17 protein-coding genes are annotated in these 19,866 nt (G+C 68.9%); 14 read left to right on the top strand and 3 right to left on the bottom strand.

Annotation, left to right across the window (positions count from 1 at the left end; translation table 11 throughout):
- Positions 1-52: 52 nt before the first annotated feature.
- The 8 genes from LZP97_RS10640 to nrdF all read left to right on the top strand — a co-directional run bounded on the left by LZP97_RS10640 (position 53) and on the right by nrdF (position 8,631).
- Positions 53-613 carry an NAD(P)H-dependent oxidoreductase gene (locus LZP97_RS10640; protein WP_010594641.1) on the top strand — a complete coding sequence of 187 codons (561 nt, stop codon included), beginning with the start codon at positions 53-55 and terminating at the stop codon, positions 611-613.
- A 140-nt stretch (positions 614-753) separates the two neighbouring features.
- Entirely contained in the window at positions 754-1,302 is a 549-nt protein-coding gene (locus tag LZP97_RS10635) for a 2Fe-2S iron-sulfur cluster-binding protein (protein ID WP_010594640.1), read from the top strand.
- Entirely contained in the window at positions 1,299-2,288 is a 990-nt protein-coding gene (locus LZP97_RS10630; RefSeq protein ID WP_040275046.1) for an FAD binding domain-containing protein, read from the top strand. Before LZP97_RS10635 ends, LZP97_RS10630 begins: the two co-directional genes overlap by 4 nt.
- Positions 2,285-4,399 carry a xanthine dehydrogenase family protein molybdopterin-binding subunit gene (locus LZP97_RS10625; RefSeq protein ID WP_040275048.1) on the top strand — a complete coding sequence of 705 codons (2,115 nt, stop codon included), beginning with the start codon at positions 2,285-2,287 and terminating at the stop codon, positions 4,397-4,399. Before LZP97_RS10630 ends, LZP97_RS10625 begins: the two co-directional genes overlap by 4 nt.
- A gap of 193 nt (positions 4,400-4,592) precedes the next feature.
- The gene (locus LZP97_RS10620) at positions 4,593-4,823 is read left to right on the top strand and encodes a redoxin NrdH (protein WP_003936942.1); all 231 of its coding nucleotides are present in this window, start codon (positions 4,593-4,595) and stop codon (positions 4,821-4,823) included.
- Positions 4,824-4,893: 70 nt separating this feature from the next.
- The gene (gene nrdI / locus LZP97_RS10615) at positions 4,894-5,322 is read left to right on the top strand and encodes a class Ib ribonucleoside-diphosphate reductase assembly flavoprotein NrdI (RefSeq protein ID WP_010594637.1); all 429 of its coding nucleotides are present in this window, start codon (positions 4,894-4,896) and stop codon (positions 5,320-5,322) included.
- Between the two features lie 91 nt (positions 5,323-5,413).
- Positions 5,414-7,579 (top strand): class 1b ribonucleoside-diphosphate reductase subunit alpha, encoded by a 2,166-nt coding sequence (gene nrdE / locus LZP97_RS10610; RefSeq protein ID WP_017680840.1) that lies wholly within the window; start codon positions 5,414-5,416, stop codon positions 7,577-7,579.
- Positions 7,580-7,623: 44 nt separating this feature from the next.
- Positions 7,624-8,631 (top strand): class 1b ribonucleoside-diphosphate reductase subunit beta, encoded by a 1,008-nt coding sequence (gene nrdF, locus LZP97_RS10605; RefSeq protein WP_017680839.1) that lies wholly within the window; start codon positions 7,624-7,626, stop codon positions 8,629-8,631.
- Between the two features lie 73 nt (positions 8,632-8,704).
- Here nrdF and LZP97_RS10600 read toward each other — a convergent pair whose 3' ends face one another.
- Together LZP97_RS10600 and LZP97_RS10595 are read right to left on the bottom strand one after the other, a co-directional pair.
- Positions 8,705-9,766, bottom strand: coding sequence for an ABC transporter substrate-binding protein (locus tag LZP97_RS10600; RefSeq protein WP_017680838.1), 1,062 nt, complete (start codon positions 9,764-9,766; stop codon positions 8,705-8,707).
- A 31-nt stretch (positions 9,767-9,797) separates the two neighbouring features.
- Positions 9,798-10,787, bottom strand: a complete 990-nt coding sequence (locus LZP97_RS10595; RefSeq protein ID WP_010594633.1) for an ABC transporter substrate-binding protein — start codon at positions 10,785-10,787, stop codon at positions 9,798-9,800.
- A 258-nt stretch (positions 10,788-11,045) separates the two neighbouring features.
- Here LZP97_RS10595 and ctaD point away from each other — a divergent pair, with 258 nt between their 5' ends.
- The 3 genes from ctaD (at position 11,046) to LZP97_RS10580 (ending at position 15,015) form a co-directional block, all read left to right on the top strand.
- Positions 11,046-12,800 (top strand): aa3-type cytochrome oxidase subunit I, encoded by a 1,755-nt coding sequence (ctaD, locus tag LZP97_RS10590; protein ID WP_081005275.1) that lies wholly within the window; start codon positions 11,046-11,048, stop codon positions 12,798-12,800.
- Between the two features lie 174 nt (positions 12,801-12,974).
- Positions 12,975-14,189, top strand: a complete 1,215-nt coding sequence (serB, locus tag LZP97_RS10585) for a phosphoserine phosphatase SerB (RefSeq protein WP_017680837.1) — start codon at positions 12,975-12,977, stop codon at positions 14,187-14,189.
- A complete protein-coding gene (locus tag LZP97_RS10580) occupies positions 14,182-15,015 on the top strand; it encodes a peptidyl-tRNA hydrolase (RefSeq protein WP_082170335.1) in 834 nt (277 codons plus the stop codon). Before serB ends, LZP97_RS10580 begins: the two co-directional genes overlap by 8 nt.
- On the opposite strand, the gene glgX is transcribed toward LZP97_RS10580, so the two are convergent.
- The gene (gene glgX / locus LZP97_RS10575) at positions 15,016-17,184 is read right to left on the bottom strand and encodes a glycogen debranching protein GlgX (RefSeq protein ID WP_372446876.1); all 2,169 of its coding nucleotides are present in this window, start codon (positions 17,182-17,184) and stop codon (positions 15,016-15,018) included.
- A gap of 42 nt (positions 17,185-17,226) precedes the next feature.
- Here glgX and LZP97_RS10570 point away from each other — a divergent pair, with 42 nt between their 5' ends.
- The 3 genes from LZP97_RS10570 (at position 17,227) to LZP97_RS10560 (ending at position 19,852) form a co-directional block, all read left to right on the top strand.
- Positions 17,227-18,060, top strand: a complete 834-nt coding sequence (locus LZP97_RS10570; RefSeq protein WP_026137783.1) for an ABC transporter ATP-binding protein — start codon at positions 17,227-17,229, stop codon at positions 18,058-18,060.
- A 174-nt stretch (positions 18,061-18,234) separates the two neighbouring features.
- Positions 18,235-19,062 carry an NUDIX hydrolase gene (locus LZP97_RS10565; protein WP_048770782.1) on the top strand — a complete coding sequence of 276 codons (828 nt, stop codon included), beginning with the start codon at positions 18,235-18,237 and terminating at the stop codon, positions 19,060-19,062.
- A gap of 10 nt (positions 19,063-19,072) precedes the next feature.
- On the top strand, positions 19,073-19,852 hold the full coding sequence (locus LZP97_RS10560; protein WP_010596606.1) for an enoyl-CoA hydratase/isomerase family protein: 780 nt from the start codon (positions 19,073-19,075) through the stop codon (positions 19,850-19,852).
- Positions 19,853-19,866: the final 14 nt, after the last annotated feature.

The raw sequence follows: 19,866 nt of genomic DNA, 5'->3' as shown, positions 1-19,866 counted from the left end.
GTCCGTTTATAGTGGCGTCAGACCCGGACACCCGAATCGAAGGAACACTCCCATGTCCCAGACCCGCGTTCTCGCTCTCGTCGGCAGCCTGCGCTCCGCCTCCGTCAATCGCCGCCTCGCCGAGACCGCGGCCGCCGTCGCGCCGCAGGGTGTCGAGGTCGCCGTGTACGAAGGCCTCGCCGAGGTGCCTTTCTACAACGAGGACCTCGACGGCGAGCCGGGCGCGCCCACCGCCGCCGAAGCGCTGCGCGTCGCGGCGAACGAGGCCGACGCCCTCCTGCTCGTCACCCCCGAGTACAACGGCACCATCCCCGCCGTCCTCAAGAACGCCATCGACTGGCTCTCCCGCCCGTACGGCGCCGGTGCCCTGGCCGGCAAGCCCGTCGCCGTGATCAGCGCCTCGCCCAGCGGCAACGGCGCCAAGTGGGCGCTCGAGGAGACCGTCAAGGCGCTCGGCATCGCCGGCGGCCGGACCGGCCTGCAGCTGTCCATCGCCGGCACCCTCGACAAGTTCGGCGACGCCCACCCGAAGGAGAACGCCGAGGTCGCCGGGCAGATCTCCGCGCTGCTCTCCGAGCTTGCCGCCGCGCGTCGCGAGCTCGTCGACGCCTGACCCGATCACGCCTCGGACGGCCCCGGACCGCGCGCGGTCCGGGGCCGTCGGTGTCTGTGCCCGATTCCCGTCCGCGGCCGTGATTGCCGGGGCATGCTGCGGGGAATACCTCGCCAGTCCCCATCGCGACGGAGGAGCCCATGGCGCACGAGAGCGACAGTCCCGGCGAACACGAGCACACGATCACCCTGCGCGTCGACGGCCGTGAGCGCCGCTGCACCGTCGACGTGCGCACCACGATCCTCGACGCCCTGCGCGACCGGCTCGGGATCTACTCTCCGAAGAAGGGCTGCGACCACGGTCAGTGCGGCGCGTGCACGGTCCTGCTCGACTCCCGGCGCATCGTGAGCTGCCTGTCGCTCGCAGTCGCCCACGACGGCGCCGACGTCGTCACCGCCGCCGGGATCTCGGACGACGGGCCGTCGCACCTGCCCCAGGCGTTCGTCGAATGCGACGCGTTCCAGTGCGGCTACTGCACGCCGGGCCAGATCTGCTCCGCTGTCGGCATGTTCGACGAGATGGCCAAGGGTGCCCCGAGCCACGTCACCGCGGACCTCACCCAGGATCCCGAGCCGACCGACGACGAGATCCGCGAACGCATGAGCGGAAACCTGTGCCGCTGCGCGGCCTACCCGAACATCGTCGAAGCGCTCCGGCACGTCGCGCGCGGGGAAGGACACTGCTCGTGAAGACGTTCCGCTACGAGACGCCCGCCGATCCCGCCGCCGCGGTTGCCGCGGTCGCCGGCCACCCGGGCGCCGCCTACCTCGCCGGCGGCACGAACCTGGTGGACCACCTCAAACTCGGGGTCACCGCGCCCGACGTGCTCGTCGACGTCTCCCGTCTGCCGCTCGACGTCGTCGCGGAGACCGCAGAGGGCGGACTGCGGGTGGGCGCCAACGTGCGCAACAGCGACCTGGCCGCCCACCCGATCGTCCGCCGTCGGTACCCGGTCCTGTCCCGGGCACTGCTGGCCGGGGCGTCCCCGCAGCTGCGCAACATGGCCACCACCGCCGGCAATCTGCTCCAGCGCACCCGCTGCGTGTACTTCCGGGACCCGTCGACCCCGTGCAACAAGCGCGCCCCGGGCAGCGGCTGCACCGCACTCGGCGGCTACACCCGCTACCACGCCGTCCTCGGCGCCTCCGAACATTGCGTCGCCACCCACCCGTCGGACATGGCGGTCGCGCTGCTCGCGCTCGACGCCGAGGTGACGGTGCTCGGCGCGCAGGGGGAGCGGTGCATTCCCGTCGAGCAGCTCTACCGCCTTCCCGGCGACAGCCCCGAGCGCGACACGGTGCTCGAGCGCGAGGAGCTGATCCTGCACGTCGAGATCCCCGCCCCCGAGGGCGCCGTCTCGACGTACCGCAAGGTGCGCGACCGGGCGTCGTACGCGTTCGCGCTCGTCTCGGTGGCGGCGGATCTGACGATCGTCGACGGGCTGATCACGGGATGCCGCGTCGCTCTCGGCGGCGTCGCGCACCGGCCGTGGCGCGCCCATCGGGCCGAGCACGTCCTGCTGGGCAGCGCCCCCGGCGACGCTGTCTTCGCCGCGGCGGCCGACGCGGAACTCGCCGATGCCCGGCCCCTCGACGGCAACGAGTTCAAGGTGCCGCTGCTGCGCCGCACCCTCGTCTCGGTGCTGCTCGAACTCACCTCGGAGGCAGTCGCATGACCCCCTCGGCCCAGCGCCCGATCGGCACGTCGACGGCGCGGGTGGACGGCCCGCTCAAGGTGGCCGGCGCCGCGCCCTACGCGTACGAGCATCCGTTCGACGACCCCGCCTACCTCGTCCCGGTCACGGCGACCGTCGCGCGGGGAACGGTGACCCGCGTCGAGACCGCCCAGGCGCAGGCCCTGCCCGGCGTACTCGCCGTTCTCACCCCGTGGGATGCGCCCCGGCTGGCGGACACATCGGAGGCCGAGTACGCGGTCCTGCAGGACCCGGCCGTCGCCTTCCGGGGGGAGATCGTCGCCGCCGTGGTGGCCGAGACACCCGAGATCGCCCGACACGCCAGCGAACTGGTGCAGGTCGAGTACGAGTCCGCACCACACGACGTCGCGTTCCGGCCCGATCATCCGCGCAGTTATGCCCCCGAACAGGCCAACGGCGGCTATCCCACCGACTCGGAGCAGGGCGACGCCGCTGCGGCCGAGGTCGCGGAGCGCGACGGCGTCGTGGTCGACGGCTGGTACTCCACACCCGAGGAGCACAACAACCCGCTCGAACCGCACACCGTCGTCGCGGTGTGGTCCGGGGAGTCGTTGACGCTGTACGACTCCACGCAGAGCACCCACGGCGTCGTCTCCACCCTGGCGCCCGTGCTGGGTCTGCGCCCCGAGCAGATGCGGGTGATCAGTCCCTACGTGGGGGGCGGTTTCGGCTCGAAGGGGGCGCCGCACGCCCACGACGTCGTGGCGGCGATGGCGGCGCGCCTGCTGCCCGGCCGGGCGGTCAAGTTCGCGGTGTCCCGGCAGGACATGTTCGGCTACGTCGGGTACCGCCCGCCCACCGTCTCGCACGTCCGGTTGGTCGCGAGCCGGGAGGGGCGGCTCGAGGCGGTGGTACACGAGGCCTTCTCGCAGTCCTCGCACGTGCGTGAGTACGCGGAGCAGACGGCGGTGTCGTCGCGGGGGATGTACGCCGCGCCGTATCGGCGTACCTCGCACCGCATCGTCGCCCTCGACGTGCCTGCTCCCTACTGGATGCGGGCACCGGGGGAGGCGCCGGGGATGTTCGCGGGGGAGGTCGCGATGGACGAGCTCGCGGTGGCGTGCGGGCTGGACCCGATCGAACTGCGAGTGCGCAACGACCCGCCCGTCGACCCCGAGTCCGGACGTCCGTGGTCGTCGCGACGGCTGGTGGAGTGCCTGCGTGAAGGTGCGCGGGTGTTCGGCTGGGATCCGGCCGACCGCACCCCCGGCACCCGCCGCGACGGCCGGTGGCTCGTCGGCACCGGAGTCGCGGCAGCGAGCTATCCGCACCTGCTCAACCCCGGCACCGAGGTCGCGGTCCGCCACGACGGTGACGGTCGCTACACCGTGCGCACGGGCGCCGCGGACATCGGGACCGGTGCGTGGACCGCGCTCACGCTCATCGCGGCCGATGCGCTCGGATGCGGACCCGAGGACATCCACCTCGAGATCGGTGACTCGGCCCTGCCGAACGCCACGGTCGCCGGCGGGTCCTCCGGCACCTCGTCGTGGGGCACCGCGATCGTCGCCGCGGCCCACGCCTTTCGCAAGCGGCACGGTGACCGGCCGGATCCGGGCGCCGAGGCCTCGGCGACGGCCGAGGAGAACCCCGCCCTCGAGCACTACCGAATCCAGTCGTTCGGCGCGCATTTCGCCGAGGTGCGGGTGGACGTCGACACCGGCGAGATCCGGGTGCCGAGGATGCACGGTGTGTTCTCGGTGGGGCGGGTGGTCAACCCCCGCACCGCACGTTCGCAGCTGATCGGCGGGATGTGCTTCGGCATCTCCATGGCGCTGCACGAGGAGAGCATCCGCGATGCCCGCACCGGGCACGTGGTCAACCACGATCTGGCGGAGTACCACATCCCCACCCATGCCGACATCGGTGACGTGGACGCGACCTGGCTCGACGAGGACGACCTGCACGCGACACCGATGGGGTCGCGCGGGGTCGGGGAGATCGGGATCGTCGGTAGCGCGGCGGCGGTCGTCAACGCCCTGTGGCACGCCACCGGGGCGCGGGTACGACGGCTGCCGGCGCGCCTCGAGGACGTGCTCCCGCACCTGCCCGACAGCGCTGCGGGCGAGTGACGACCTGGGAATATCAAGGCTGTAACTCACAACATCTCGCGTTCTATGATTCTGTCGGCCACTAGGTGTAGTGTCTAGAGCGCTGGAAGGCTTGATCGTTTCCGGTCCCTCGGGGAAGCGGGATCGCAGTGGTACGACGGGCCTCGAGGCACTGCTGTGCAGTCAGTCGTCAGGTTGCCGAAAAGGGGAAGCCATGAACATCACCGTCTACACCAAGCCTGCCTGCGTTCAGTGCAATGCCACCTACCGGGCCCTCGACAAGGCCGGTATCGAGTACTCCGTCGTCGACATCTCGGAGAACCCCGAAGCGCGGGACTACGTGATGGCCCTCGGTTACCTGCAGGCCCCCGTGGTGGTCGCCGGCGACGAGCACTGGTCGGGCTTCCGCCCGGACCGGATCAAGGCCCTCGCCGTCGCTGCCTGACCCCGTCGCGAGCCGACCCACCGCCCCTGCGGCCGGTCGCCGGACCCGAGCGAAGTGATGTGAGACATCCATGACCTCGTTGGTGTACTTCTCGAGCGCATCGGAGAATACGCACCGATTCGTCCGGCGACTGGGGTTGCCGGCCACCCGGATCCCGTTGCACGACCGGGACGGCGCCTTCGAGGTGCACGAACCGTACGTGCTGATCCTGCCGACCTACGGCGGTGGCACCACCGCAACCGGCCGGGACACGAATTTCGTGCCCAAGCAGGTGATCCGGTTCCTCAACAATCCGCACAACCGTGCGCTGATTCGCGGGGTCATCGCCGCCGGCAACACCAACTTCGGCGAATCCTATTGTTACGCCGGGGATGTGGTTTCCCAGAAGTGCAAGGTTCCGTACCTCTACCGGTTCGAACTCATGGGTACCGCCGAGGACGTCGAGCGCGTCCGGGAGGGCCTGACGCAGTTCTGGGCGCAGTCGTTGCAGTCGGCCTGACCGCGACCCCACCCGTCCACTCCATCAACGCTGCGCCGCCGTCGGGCTACGGGCGCGGCGAACCCGTCTACTCACAGTGGGAGCAAGCACCGTGACCGTCACCGATGCCGCGCCGGCAGCGAGCGCCAAGATCGACGAGTCCCTCAAGGGCCTCGACTACCACGCGCTCAACGCGATGTTGAACCTGTACGGACCCGACGGCGAGATCCAGTTCGACAAGGATGTCGCCGCCGCCCGCCAGTACTTCCTGCAGCACGTCAACCAGAACACGGTGTTCTTCCACAACCTCGACGAGAAGCTCGACTATCTCGTGGAGGAGAACTACTACGAACCCGAGGTGCTCGAGCAGTACTCCCGGCCGTTCGTCAAGCAGCTCTTCGAACACGCCTACTCGAAGAAGTTCCGTTTCCCGACGTTCCTGGGCGCGTTCAAGTACTACACCTCGTACACGCTCAAGACGTTCGACGGCAAGCGCTACCTCGAGCGGTTCGAGGACCGCGTCTGCATGGTCGCGCTGACCCTGGCCGCCGGCGACGAGCAGCTCGCGACCCACCTGGTCGACGAGATCATCTCGGGCCGGTTCCAGCCCGCGACCCCGACGTTCCTCAACTCCGGCAAGAAGCAGCGCGGCGAGCCCGTCTCCTGCTTCCTGCTGCGGATCGAGGACAACATGGAGTCGATCGGCCGCTCGATCAACTCGGCGCTGCAGCTGTCCAAGCGCGGCGGCGGAGTCGCATTGCTGCTCAGCAACATCCGCGAGCACGGCGCGCCGATCAAGCAGATCGAGAACCAGTCCTCCGGCGTCATCCCCATCATGAAACTGCTCGAGGACTCCTTCTCCTACGCCAACCAGCTCGGGGCCCGCCAGGGCGCCGGCGCGGTGTACCTGCACGCGCACCACCCCGACATCTACCGATTCCTCGACACCAAGCGCGAGAACGCGGACGAGAAGATCCGCATCAAGACCCTCTCGCTGGGCATCGTCGTCCCCGACATCACGTTCGAGCTCGCGAAGCGCAACGAGGACATGTACCTGTTCTCGCCGTACGACGTCGAGCGCATCTACGGAGTGCCGTTCGCCGACATCGACGTCACCGAGAAGTACTACGAGATGGTCGACGACAAGCGCATCCGCAAGTCGAAGATCAAGGCGCGCGAGTTCTTCCAGACCGTCGCGGAACTGCAGTTCGAGTCCGGCTACCCGTACATCATGTTCGAGGACACCGTCAATCGGGCCAATCCCGTCAAGGGCAAGATCACCCACTCGAACCTGTGCTCGGAGATCCTGCAGGTCTCCACACCCTCCACCTTCAACGAGGACCTGTCCTACAGCCATGTGGGCAAGGACATCTCGTGCAACCTGGGATCGCTCAACATCGCCAAGGCGATGGACTCGCCGGACTTCGCGCACACCATCGAGGTGGCGATCCGGGCGCTGACCGCCGTGTCGGACCAGACCCACATCTACTCGGTGCCGTCGATCGAGCAGGGCAACAACGACTCCCACGCGATCGGGCTCGGGCAGATGAACCTGCACGGCTATCTCGCCCGCGAGCGCATCTTCTACGGCTCCGAAGAGGGCGTCGACTTCACGAACATCTACTTCTACACCGTGCTCTACCACGCGCTGCGCGCGTCGAACCGGCTCGCCATCGAGCGGGGTACGTACTTCAAGGGCTTCCCCGAGTCGAAGTACGCCTCGGGCGAGTTCTTCGACAAGTACACCGACCAGGTATGGGAGCCGGCCACCGCCCGCGTGCGGCAGCTCTTCGCCGACGCCGGCGTGGCGATTCCCACGCAGGACGACTGGCGCGCGCTGAAGGCGTCGGTCCAGGAGCACGGCATCTACAACCAGAACCTGCAGGCCGTGCCGCCCACCGGGTCGATCTCGTACATCAACAACTCCACCAGCAGCATCCACCCGGTGGCGTCGAAGATCGAAATCCGCAAGGAAGGCAAGATCGGTCGCGTCTACTACCCGGCTCCCTACCTGACCAACGACAACCTGGAGTACTTCCAGGACGCGTACGAGATCGGGTACGAGAAGATCATCGACACCTACGCGGCGGCCACCCAGCACGTCGACCAGGGCCTGTCGCTGACGTTGTTCTTCAAGGACACCGTCACCACCCGCGACGTGAACAAGGCGCAGATCTACGCCTGGCGCAAGGGAATCAAGACGCTGTACTACATCCGGCTGCGGCAGATGGCGCTCGAGGGCACCGAGGTGGAGAACTGCGTGTCCTGCATGCTGTGACGAATCTTGCCGGTACACATCGAAACTCAGGTAGGGAAAGACAGATGACCTCCGCACCCCGCGCGCATTCGCCGTCCCACGGCGCCCACGTCAAACTCGTCGACCGTGTCTCGGCGATCAACTGGAACCGCGTTCCGGACGAGAAGGACTCGGAGGTGTGGGACCGTCTCACCGGCAACTTCTGGTTGCCCGAGAAGGTTCCGGTGTCCAACGACATCCCGTCGTGGGGCACGCTCACCGAGTACGAGCAGGAACTGACCATGCGGGTGTTCACCGGTCTGACCCTGCTCGACACGATCCAGGGCACCGTCGGCGCCGTGTCGCTGATCCCGGACGCGGTGACCCCGCACGAGGAGGCGGTGCTCACCAACATCGCGTTCATGGAGTCGGTGCACGCCAAGTCGTACTCGAGCATCTTCTCGACGCTGTGCTCCACCCGCCAGATCGACGACGCGTTCCGCTGGTCGGAGGAGAACGAGAACCTGCAGCGCAAGGCTCAGATCGTCCTCGACTACTACCAGGGCGACAGTCCGCTCAAGCGCAAGGCCGCTTCGACCCTGCTCGAGTCGTTCCTGTTCTACTCGGGCTTCTACCTGCCGATGTACTGGTCGTCGCGGGCGAAACTGACCAACACGGCGGACATGATCCGGCTGATCATCCGCGACGAGGCGGTGCACGGCTACTACATCGGCTACAAGTACCAACGCGGACTCGAGCAGATCACCCAGGCCGAGCGCGACGAGCTCAAGGACTGGGTCTTCGAGCTGCTCTTCGAGTTGTACGACAACGAAACCCAGTACACCGCAGACCTCTACGACGAGGCCGGCCTCACCGAGGACGTCAAGAAGTTCCTGCGGTACAACGCCAACAAGGCCCTGATGAACCTCGGCTACGAGGCTCTGTTCCCCAAGGACGAGACCGACGTCAACCCGGCGATCCTGTCCGCGCTGTCGCCGAACGCCGACGAGAACCACGACTTCTTCTCCGGGTCGGGCAGCTCGTACGTGATCGGTAAGGCAGTCGTCACCGAGGACGAGGACTGGGACTTCTGATCCCCCACCCGCTGTGACCGAATGTCACATGGGTTCGATGTGATCGAACCCATGTGACATTCGGTCGTCGGGCTCAGTTCGAGTAGCCGTTGAGGGTGTTGCGTACGTCCGTCAGAACGGCTTTCGCGGCCACCGGGCCGGGCGTGGACCACACGAGGTCGTCCACTGCGAACAGCCGGCTGTCGGTGACCGCCCCGAGGTCGAGCCAGGCCTCGGAGTCCATCACCTCACTGCCGTGTGCGACGCCGTCCTCGCCGGCGAATCGGACGTAGATCAGGTCGCCCTCCGCGGCGGCCGGGTCGTCCTCGTCGAGCGGGGCGGCGGCACTCCCGTCCTGCACACCGAACCGCTGTGCGGGCGGGCGCGCGACGCCGGTGTCGGCGAGGACCTGGCCGGCGAACGACGCGGTGCCCTCGACGACCGCGCCGTCACCGGTGAACCGCACGATCGACGCCTGGGTCTGTGACGCGGTCGTCGCCGTGCCCACGTCCGTTGCGGTGGCGCGGTAGTCGTCGAGCACTCGGCCGGCCGCCTGTGAGCGCCCGAGTGTCTCTGCGGCGCGGAGGAACTGCTGCCGCCAGAACACCGGATCGGAGCCGACGAGCACCGTCGGAGCGACGTCGCCGAGGCGGCGGTAGAGCTCCGGGTCGGCCGAGGAGCCGAGGATCAGATCGGGCTCCGCACCGTCGATGAGCGCGACGTCGGGCGCCGACGTCGCGCCCACCGAGGGCAGTTCGGCGATGCCGGTGCCGAGGTACTCGGCACGGGCGACGTCGGTGGTCGTGCCGACCACGCGCTCCCACAGGCCCAGTGCGCACACCGCGTCCATCGCGGCAGCGTCGAGGACGACGATCCGCTGCGGGTCGACGGGCACCTCGGAGATGCCGCCGGTGTGGATCACCGATCGGGTGCCGCCGGCGGGCTGGCCCGGATCGAGGGGACTGGGTAGCGCGCACGCGGTCGTGGTGTCGCGTTCGATGCCGACGACGGCAGCCCCGGCGATGCGGGTGGTCGTGCGCACGATGCTGCTCGCCGGATCGTCGGTCGTCTCCGCGCATCCCGCCAGGCCGAGTGCCGCCACGGCAGTGAGGGCGACGGTGCACGTGACGGCGCGGGACCGGGACGCTGCGGGCATACGACCACTCCTGTCTAGGGGACGGTCCAGGTTAACTGGTGTGCGGATCGACCCCGAAAGCCTCGGCGAGGTCGTCGAGGATCTTGTGCGCGCCCTGGACGGACACCGGCGTCATCCAGAGGCTGTCGTCCACGTCGACCTTCCGGCCGCGCAGGTTCTGCCACAGCGGATTGGACAGGAACGGCTGCGCCGCCGCCTCGGACTTGCCCTCCCCGTCGCGGTACATGCTGACGAAGATCACATCCGCATCCGCCTCGCCGATGAGTTCGGGGCTGATCGCATTCATGATGCTGCTCGGATCGGCCGGATCGGGTCCCTGGCTCGCGGGCCGGGCCAGGCCGGCATCCTCGAGGACGATGCCGCTGAACGACGTGGTGCGGTAGAGGCGGGCGGTGGGCTCGCCGGCGAAGCGGACCACCGAGACGGTGGGGTTGCCGGCCGTGGCGTTGATCTCGTCGCCGATGGCTTTCGCCCGGGCCTCGTAGTCGGCGATCTTCTGCTCGGCGAGGTCCTCCTTGCCGAGGGCTCGCGCGGCGAGCCGGATGTTGTCCTTCCAGGTCGGTCCGGTGCTCTGGGAGAACACCGTCGGTGCGATGGCGGACAGCTTGTCGTAGTTCTCGCCGTCGCGCACGTCCGCGGACAGGATCAGATCGGGCTGCAGAGCGGCGACCTTCTCGAGACTCGCATCGGACACCGCGCCGACCGACGTCGCGTCCGCGGCGAACTGCTCGCGCGTGTCACCGAGGTAGTCGGGCAGGCCCTCGGTGCGGTAGTCGACGTAACCGACGAGTTCGGATTCGAGGAGCAGCGTCGCATCCGCATAGCTGGTGTCGAGCGCGACGACCCGCAGCGGCGGGGAGTCGAGAGTGGTCGTTCCGCGGAAGTGCTCGACGGTACGGGGGAAGCCCGCGGTGGCCGGGGCCTGCTCGGCCGTCTCGCCGGAGGAGCAGCCGGCGAGCAGCACGGCCGTGAGGGTCGTCGCGAGCGCGGCGATGCCGCGGCGCAGGGGGAGGGGGTGCACGGTGAACCTCGTCTCTCGGGACCTTCATACTTAGGAGACGCTTACCTTATGTCCTGGAGGAAACGGGAGGTGCGGGGGGTGGTGGACGGCCCCCGGGTTGCGTGGGTCACAGACCCCCGTGGGTATGCTCGAGGGCCGAGTACGACACTGAGTAGGACCCGGTGAGCGTGCGGTGGTCGCACCGTCTACGATTCGATCAGCGCAAGCCAGAGAACGTTCGCCTCGCACTGCGAGTCGAGCGCGCAATCAGGAGGATTAGTGACTGCCGTAGCGCCCCAGCCAGTCCCGGAGATAGCTGCAGCGAGGCCGTACCCGCCGCGGCAGGGACCCAAGGGCTCGTTCTTCTACAAGATGATCACGACCACGGATCCCAAGATGCTCGGGATCATGTACATGGTCACCTCGTTCGCGTTCTTCCTCATCGGCGGCGTGATGGCTCTGCTCATCCGCACCGAACTCGCGGTTCCGGGTCTGCAGTTCCTGTCGAACGAGCAGTACAACCAGCTGTTCACCATGCACGGCACGATCATGCTGCTGATGTACGCGACCCCGGTCGTGTTCGCCTTCGCGAACTACATCCTGCCGCTGCAGATCGGCGCCCCCGACGTCGCGTTCCCGCGCCTGAACTCCTTCAGCTACTGGCTGTACCTGTTCGGCGCCACGATCGTGACCGCCGGCTTCATCACCCCCGGTGGTGCGGCCGACTTCGGCTGGACCGCGTACAGCCCGCTCACCAGCGAGCTGCACTCGCCCGGCGTCGGCGGTGACTTCTGGGTCCTCGGCCTCGGTGTGATGGGTCTGGGCACCATCCTCGGTGCGGTCAACTTCATCACCACCGTGGTGTGCCTGCGCGCCCCCGGCATGACCATGTTCCGGATGCCGATCTTCACCTGGAACATCCTCATCACCAGCGTGCTGATCCTCCTGGCGTTCCCGCTGCTGACCGCTGCGTTCTTCGGCCTCTTCGTCGACCGCCACCTCGGTGGGCACATCTTCGACCCCGCCAACGGCGGTGTCATGCTGTGGCAGCACCTGTTCTGGTTCTTCGGTCACCCCGAGGTGTACATCATCGCGCTGCCGTTCTTCGGCATCGTCTCGGAGATCTTCCCGGTCTTCTCCCGCAAGCCGATCTTCGGCTACACCGGCCTGGTCTACGCGACCCTGGCGATCGCGGCGCTCTCCATCGCGGTGTGGGCGCACCACATGTACGCCACCGGCGCCGTGCTGCTGCCGTACTTCTCGTTCATGACGTTCCTGATCGCGGTGCCCACCGGCGTGAAGTTCTTCAACTGGATCGGCACCATGTGGAAGGGCCACCTGACGTTCGAGTCGCCGATGCTGTTCTCGGTCGGCTTCATCGTCACCTTCCTGTTCGGCGGCCTGTCCGGCGTCATCCTCGCCAGCCCGCCGCTCGACTTCCACGTGACGGACTCCTACTTCGTCATCGCGCACTTCCACTACGTGCTCTTCGGCACCATCGTGTTCGCCACCTACGCCGGCATCTACTTCTGGTTCCCGAAGATGACCGGGCGCATGCTCGACGAGCGCCTCGCCAAGTGGCACTTCTGGCTGACCTTCCTCGGCTTCCACACCACGTTCCTGGTGCAGCACTGGCTGGGCAACGAGGGCATGCCGCGCCGCTACGCCGACTACCTGCCCTCGGACGGGTTCACCACCTTGAACATCGTCTCGACCATCGGTGCCTTCGTCCTCGGCGCCTCGACCCTGCCGTTCCTGTGGAACGTGTTCAAGAGCTACCGGTACGGGCAGGTCGTCACGGTCGACGACCCGTGGGGCTACGGCAACTCCCTCGAGTGGGCTACCACCTGCCCGCCGCCGCGGCACAACTTCTACGAGCTGCCGCGCATCCGCTCCGAGCGCCCCGCGTTCGAGCTGCACTACCCGCACATGGTGGACCGCATGCGTGCCGAGGCCCATGTCGGCCCGGGCAGCAACAAGCACAACCATGTGGCGCTGAGCGAGGGTGCCGAAAGGACCCCCGCCGACCGCTGATCCGTACCCCGGATCGACGCCTCCCGAGGCCCCGCCCGTCCCCGACGGGCGGGGCCTCGCGCGTTCTGCCGAGGGGACCCCTGCTCACTCGGCACCCCGTTCACCTGCCACAATGAGTGGGCAAGTGCCGCGACTGACGAAGGATCGGAGACGTAGGTGGCGTCTGACACCGCGATGCTGGTGACTGTGACGGGGCCGGACCATCCCGGCGTGACCTCGGTGCTCTTCGCGGCGCTCACCCGGCACGACGTCGATCTGCTCGACGTCGAGCAGGTCGTGATCCGCGGCCGGCTCACCCTCGGGGTGCTCGTCTCCTGCCCCGCAGATCCCGACGCGCTGCAGGACGAGATCGAGGCCGCCATGGCGACCATCGGCATGCACGCCCAGGTCCAGACCGGTGTCGAGCCGGGTATCGGCTCGTCCGTGTCCACACACGCCCTCGTGGTCCTCGGCAGCCCCGTCAGCGCCCGGGCCCTGCGCTCGGTGGGCCGCGAACTTGCACGGCAGGGCGCCAACATCGACTCCATCCGGGGAATCGCCGACTACCCGGTGACCGGACTCGAACTCATGGTCACCGCCGCCGACCCCGGTTCCGAGGCCGACGCCCGACTGCGGGCCGGGCTGGCCGAGCTGGCCGCCGGCCTCGAGGTCGACATCGCCGTGGAACGCGCCGGTCTCGCCCGTCGCTCGAAGCGGCTGATCGTGTTCGATGTCGACTCCACCCTCGTCCAGGGCGAGGTGATCGAGATGCTTGCCGCACACGCCGGCGTGGAGGACAAGGTCCGCGCTGTCACCGAGGCAGCCATGCGCGGCGAGATCGACTTCACCGAGTCGCTGAACCAGCGGGTCGCCACCCTTGCCGGCTTGCCCGCATCGGTCATCGACGAGGTCGCCGAGAACCTCGAACTCACCCCCGGTGCCCGGACCACCATCCGCACACTGCGGCGTCTCGGGTTCCGCTGCGGCGTCGTCTCCGGGGGCTTCCGCCAGGTCATCGACGGTCTCGCCCACGAACTCGAACTGGATTTCGTCCGGGCCAACACCCTCGAGATCGTCGACGGCAAGCTCACCGGCCGCGTCGTCGGTGAGGTGGTGGACCGGGCCGCCAAGGCGCGCGCCCTGCGGGAGTTCGCCGCCGAGGCCGGCGTGCCGATCGAGCAGACCGTCGCCGTCGGCGACGGCGCCAACGACATCGACATGCTCGGAGCGGCCGGACTCGGCATCGCGTTCAACGCCAAGCCGGCGCTGCGTGAGGTCGCAGACACGGCTCTGTCCCACCCGTACCTGGACGCGGTGCTGTTCGTCCTCGGCGTCACCCGCGACGAGGTCGAGGCCGCAGACCGGGTCGACGGCACCCTGCGCCGCGTGCCCCTCGACACCGGTGCCTGAAACCACCGCACCGCACGGTGCCGATGTCGTGGCTCGCCACGGTGCCGATGTCGTGGCTCGCCCCGGTGCCGATGTCGTGGCTCGCCACGGTGCCGATTTCGTGGCTCTCCACGGTGTCCTCGCCCGGGGCTACGGGCATCGACCCGACCCGGACGACCCGGGGGCGGCGCTCGCGATGCCGATCGTGCTGCACATCTCCAAGCAGGACCCGCCTGCCCGCAGCGCACTCCTCGAGGCCGCTGCGATGGCGACGGTCGCGTTGTGCCTGGATCCGCGCGTCGGGACCGGACCGGAAGGCGAACCGGGACCGTGGCGCGAGCCCTATCTCGCGTGGACCGCCGCACGAATCCGCAAGGTCAGCCGCCGCGCCCGCGGCGCTCAGTGGCGCGCCGCGCAGGAGGTCGACGGAATCACCGTCGAACACCGCGGTGCGCAGGCCCGAGCGCTGGTCCCCGGACCCGTGGGACACCTGGATCCGCGCATCTCGCGGTTGCAGATCGGGGGCACGGACCTGCCACACGACACTCCGGACGATCCGCCCGCCGGCGTTCCGGTGCTGTGGATCGATGCCGCGCTCGACATGACGGTCGGGAAGGCCGCGGCGCAGGTCGGCCACGCCGCGATGCTGTTCGCCGGCGCCCTCGACGCCGAGCATGCCGGCGCCTGGGCCGAATCCGGTTTCGTGTGTGCCGTGCGTGATGCCGACCCCGCCCGGTGGCGGCACCTGACGAAGCGGGTCGCGGACGGCACGGCCGTGGCGGTGCGCGACGCCGGATTCACCGAAGTGGCTCCGGGGTCGGTGACGGTGATCGCCGTCCCGGGCTGATCACTTCGTGATCCGGAACACGAGCAGGGTCGGCCCCGTCAGGGGCAGTGTCGTGCCGGCGGGCAGCGGTGTGAGGTCCGCCGGTTCGCCGTCGACGGAGCTCGAGTCGAAGACACACACCATGTCGCCGCGATACCACTCGGCCCGGCCGAGTGTGACGGCGGCGGGTCCGCCCGCGTGGAGCACGAGCAGACCGCTGCTGTCCGCCAGCGGAACGCCCGCGCGGGTGACCGTGCCCAGCTGCGAGCCGTCCACCCACGCCTGCAGCGTCCGCCGGTCTTCGTCGAGCCAGTCCGCGTCCTGCAGTTCTCGCCCGTCCGCGCCGAACCACACCAGGTCGGGGTACCCGACCTGACGGGCCCGGCCGTCGAAGAAGCGGCCCTGCCGCAGCACCGGGACCACCTTGCGCAGACGCAGCGCCTGCCGCACGAACTCCACCAGGTCCCGGTCCGCGTGCTCCCAGTCGAGGGGCCAGGCGTCGCGGACCGGGACGTCGGCAGGCACACAGTAGGCATTGTTGTTGCCACCCTGGGAGTGCCCGAACTCGTCCCCGGCGAGCAGCATCGGGGTGCCGGTCGACAGCAGCAGGGTCGCGACGAGCGCACGCACGTGCCGGGCGCGGGCAGCCACGACGAGGGGGTCGTCCGTGGGTCCTTCGACGCCGTGGTCGACGGATTCGTTGTTGTCACTGCCGTCACGGCCCTGCTCGCCGTTGGCCTCGTTGTGCTTGCGCCGATAGCTGACGAGGTCGGCCATCGTGAAGCCGTCGTGCGCCGTGACGAAGTTGATCGACATCCACGGTCGGCGGGTGTGCCGGCCGTAGAGGTCCTCCGAGCCCGCGAGCCGGGAGGCGACCTCCCGAATTCCCGCCCCGCGTGCCCAGAAGCGCCGTACCGAGTCGCGGTAGCGGTCGTTCCACTCCGACCACTGGGGACCGATGTTGCCGAGCTGGTAGCCGGGCAGGGTCGCGTCCCAGGGTTCGGCAATCAGTTTGAGCCGGGTGAGGACAGGATCGGTGGTGATCGCGGTGAACACTGCCGCGCGCGCGTCGAAGTCGCCGCCCCGAGGGCGGGCCAGTGCACTGGCGAGGTCGAACCGGAAGCCGTCCACGCCCATTTCCGTCGCCCAGTACCGCAGGCTGTCGCAGATCATCCGCACCGCCACCGGGGAACTGCCGTCGACGGTGTTGCCGCAGCCCGTCAGATCGATGTCGTGGCCGGTGGCATCGAGGAGGTAGTAGCCGGGTGCGTCGAAGCCCCGCCAGGACACGTGCGGGCCGTCCACCGACCATTCGCAGGTGTGGTTGTAGACCACGTCGAGGATCACTTCCAGTCCCGCCTCGTGCAGCGTGTCGACCATCGTCCGGAACTCCGCGATCTCGTTGCCGGGAGTGGTCGCGTAGCCGGGGTGCGGTGCGAAGTACGACGCGGTGGAGTAACCCCAGTGGTTACGCATGCCGCGGACCCGTACTGGTGGCTCGGTGAGGAAGGCGTGCACGGGCAGCAGTTCGACGGCGGTGACACCGAGGCCGACCAGGTGGTCGAGGACGGCGGGCGCCGTCAGCCCCAGATAGGTGCCACGCCACTGTTCGGGGACGTCGGGATGGCGGGCGGTGTAGGAGCCGACGTGCAGTTCGTAGATCACCGTCTGCTCCCACGGCGTGCCCGGCCGGTGGTGCCGGGACCCGGCGGGGGTGTCGGTCACCACCGACAGCGGTGTGTGGCCCAGCGAGTCCACGGTCGACGCCTCACCGAACGGGGTGCGTTCGTAGCCGAGGAGGCGGCTCATGTCGCCGATGTCGCCGGTCAGCTGCCGACCCCACGGGTCGAGCAGCAGCTTGTGCGGGTTGGCGCGGAGCCCGGTCCGGGGCTGCCACGCGCCGTGCACGCGGTATCCGTAGCGCTGGCCCGGGCGGACTCCCGGCACCTCACCGTGCCAGACGCCGTACGTCTTGTCCGGCAGGTCGATGCGGTCCTCGCGACCCGTGTCGTCGATCAGGCAGAGCTGGACGCGGCTGCCGTGGGGTGCGTGCACCGCGAACCGGGTCCCGTCGTCGCCGGGGAAGGCGCCCAGAGGAAAAGGACCGGCGCCGGACCGGGCGACGGCAGGACCCGCCGGCGGCTCGCCGGGTACCGGTGAAGGGTGCGGAGGGGGCGAGGGGTACGACACGGAAGTGATCCTGCCGTGAACCGGGCTCGCGCGTACGCAAAGATGGTCGGCGTGGCCAAACCTGATCCCGATCTGCTCATCGAATTCGACGACGTGCTCGTACGGCGGGGCGGCAACGTCCTCGTCGGTCCCGTGTCCTGGAAGGTGGAACTCGACGAACGTTGGGTGATCCTCGGGCCGAACGGAGCGGGCAAGACGTCGCTGCTGAGGATCGCTGCGGCTGAGACGTTCCCCACATCGGGGACGGCGCACGTGCTGGCGGAGACGTTCGGGAAGACCGACCTGTCCGAGCTGCGACCGCGGATCGGGATGTCGTCGTCGGCGCTGGCGAACCGTGTCCCGTCCGACGAGAAGGTCGTGGACCTGGTGATCTCCGCGGGGTACGGCGTGCTCGGGCGCTGGCGCGAGCGGTACGACGAGGTGGACAGTGCGCGTGCCGTGGAGATGCTCGAGAGCCTCGGCGCCGAGCATCTGGCCGACCGCACCTACGGCACCCTCTCCGAGGGGGAGCGCAAGCGTGTCCTCATTGCCCGCGCGTTGATGACAGACCCGGAACTGCTGTTGCTCGACGAGCCTGCGGCCGGCCTGGATCTCGGGGGGCGTGAGGAACTCGTGGCTCGGCTCGGAGTACTGGCGGCCGATCCGGACGCTCCGGCCATTGTGCTGATCACCCATCACGTGGAGGAGATCCCGCCGGGCTTCACCCACGCGATGCTCCTCAAGGAGGGGCAGGTGGTCGCGCAGGGCCTTCTCGACGACGTGATCACGGGCGAGAACCTCAGCGAGGCGTTCAGTCAGGCGATCGCCCTGGACAAGGTGGACGGCCGGTTCTTCGCCCGCCGCAGGTACCAGCCCGGGCGGCACCGCCGCGCGTAGCGGAGCGGAGCCGTGGCCAGGCGGCACAGCCGCGCGTAGCGGAGCGGAGCCGTGGCCAGGCGGCACAGCCGCGCGTAGCGGGGCGGAGCCGCGGCCGAAAGCACGGCCGCGCGTCGTGGGGTGGCGCCGGCAGGTGGATGAGTCGTGGGTCACGTCATGCCGTAACTTGTGCGTATGGCTATCGAACGTTCGGGAGAACTCGCGGCGGCGGTGCCGCTCAAGGATGCCTCGACGGTGATCCTCGTCCGGGACGGCGACCGTGGCGTCGAGGTGTTCCTGCTGCAGCGCGTGCGCGGCATGGCGTTCGCGGGCGGGATGACGGTGTTCCCCGGAGGCGGCGTCGATCCGTCGGACAGCGCTGCAGCGGTGGCGTGGGCCGGCCCGCCCGTGCAGTGGTGGTCGGAGCGGTTCGGCACATCCGAGAACCTGGCGCAGGCGCTCGTTCTCGCGGCGGTGCGCGAGACGTTCGAGGAGTGCGGTGTCCTTCTCGCCGGGCCGACGTCGGACACCGTGGTGGCGGACACGACCGCGTTCGCTCCGGCACGCAGGCAGCTCGAGGCCCGGGAGTTCACCTTCGGTGAGTTCCTCGAGCGCGAGGGTCTGGTGCTGCGGGCGGACCTGCTGCGGCCGTGGTCGAACTGGATCACGCCGGTCGGGGAGGGCCGTCGTTACGACACCAGGTTCTTCGTGGCGGCGGCCCCGGAGGGGCAGATTGCCGACGGTGACACGAGCGAGGCCGACGCGGTGCGGTGGCAGACTCCACAGGAGGCGATCGCGCACTGGCAGGAGGGTGGAAGTGTGCTGCTGCCCCCGACCTGGAGCCAGTTGACGGCATTGTCGCGGTTCGGTTCGGTCGCGGAGATCCTCGCTGCGGAGCCGCAGATCACGCCGATTCTGCCGACCCTGATCACGGGAGACGAGGAGCTTCGGGTGGAGTTCCCCGAGCAGGACGGCTACTACGAGGCGGGGCCGCATCCGTGGGCCGCCCGGGGTGCCAACTAGCCTGTGCCTCATGGCTGAATTCGTGACGCTCGAGGTCTCCGACGGTATCGGCACCATCCGGCTCGACCGGCCGCCGATGAACGCACTCAACCGGCAGGTTCAGGAGGAGATCCGGGCCGCTGCTCGCGAGGCGACCGTGAACTCCGACGTCAAGGCCGTGATCGTCTACGGCGGGGAGAAGGTGTTCGCTGCCGGCGCGGACATCAAGGAGATGGCGGAGCTGAGCTACGTGCAGATGAGCGAGATCATCGCGGACCTGCAGTCGGCGCTCGGGTCGGTGGCGGACATACCGAAGCCCACGGTCGCTGCGATCACCGGCTATGCGCTGGGCGGCGGTCTCGAGCTCGCGCTGGGTGCGGATCGGCGGATCGCCGGCGACAACGCGAAGGTCGGAGTGCCGGAGATCCTGCTCGGCATCATCCCGGGCGGCGGCGGAACCCAGCGCCTGGCTCGCCTGATCGGCCCGTCGAAGGCCAAGGATCTCGTGTTCACGGGCCGTTTCGTCGCGGCAGACGAGGCTCTGCAGATGGGGCTGGTCGACGAGGTCGTCGCCCCGGACGAGGTATATGCCGCGGCGCGCACGTGGGCATCGCAGTTCACCCGGGGCGCCACCCGCGCGCTGGCGGCGGCGAAGGCAGCGATCGATCAGGGGCTCGATACCGACCTGGACACGGGCCTGAAGATCGAGCAGCACGTCTTCGCGGGCCTGTTCGCCACGAAGGACCGCACGATCGGCATGGAGTCGTTCGTGGCCAACGGTCCGGGAAAGGCGGAGTTCGTGGGGGAGTAGGCACCCCGGAACTG

The sequence above is a fragment of the Rhodococcus sp. DMF-1 genome (assembly GCF_021441945.1).
Classification (GTDB): domain Bacteria; phylum Actinomycetota; class Actinomycetes; order Mycobacteriales; family Mycobacteriaceae; genus Rhodococcus; species Rhodococcus ruber.
The sequence above is the reverse complement of the archived record's forward strand: the minus strand, read 5'-3'. Positions and strand labels throughout refer to the sequence as shown.

Bases quoted from the DNA above. Each gene is read 5' to 3' on its own strand.
- LZP97_RS10635 (WP_010594640.1), top strand. From the start codon at position 754: ATGGCGCACGAGAGCGACAGTCCCGGCGAACACGAGCACACGATCACC.
- LZP97_RS10570 (WP_026137783.1), top strand. From the start codon at position 17,227: ATGGTCGGCGTGGCCAAACCTGATCCCGATCTGCTCATCGAATTCGAC.
- LZP97_RS10565 (WP_048770782.1), top strand. From the start codon at position 18,235: ATGGCTATCGAACGTTCGGGAGAACTCGCGGCGGCGGTGCCGCTCAAG.
- LZP97_RS10600 (WP_017680838.1), bottom strand. From the start codon at position 9,766: ATGCCCGCAGCGTCCCGGTCCCGCGCCGTCACGTGCACCGTCGCCCTC.
- nrdF (WP_017680839.1), top strand. From the start codon at position 7,624: ATGACCTCCGCACCCCGCGCGCATTCGCCGTCCCACGGCGCCCACGTC.
- LZP97_RS10625 (WP_040275048.1), top strand. From the start codon at position 2,285: ATGACCCCCTCGGCCCAGCGCCCGATCGGCACGTCGACGGCGCGGGTG.
- serB (WP_017680837.1), top strand. From the start codon at position 12,975: ATGCTGGTGACTGTGACGGGGCCGGACCATCCCGGCGTGACCTCGGTG.
- LZP97_RS10620 (WP_003936942.1), top strand. From the start codon at position 4,593: ATGAACATCACCGTCTACACCAAGCCTGCCTGCGTTCAGTGCAATGCC.
- LZP97_RS10560 (WP_010596606.1), top strand. From the start codon at position 19,073: ATGGCTGAATTCGTGACGCTCGAGGTCTCCGACGGTATCGGCACCATC.
- LZP97_RS10640 (WP_010594641.1), top strand. From the start codon at position 53: ATGTCCCAGACCCGCGTTCTCGCTCTCGTCGGCAGCCTGCGCTCCGCC.
- nrdI (WP_010594637.1), top strand. From the start codon at position 4,894: ATGACCTCGTTGGTGTACTTCTCGAGCGCATCGGAGAATACGCACCGA.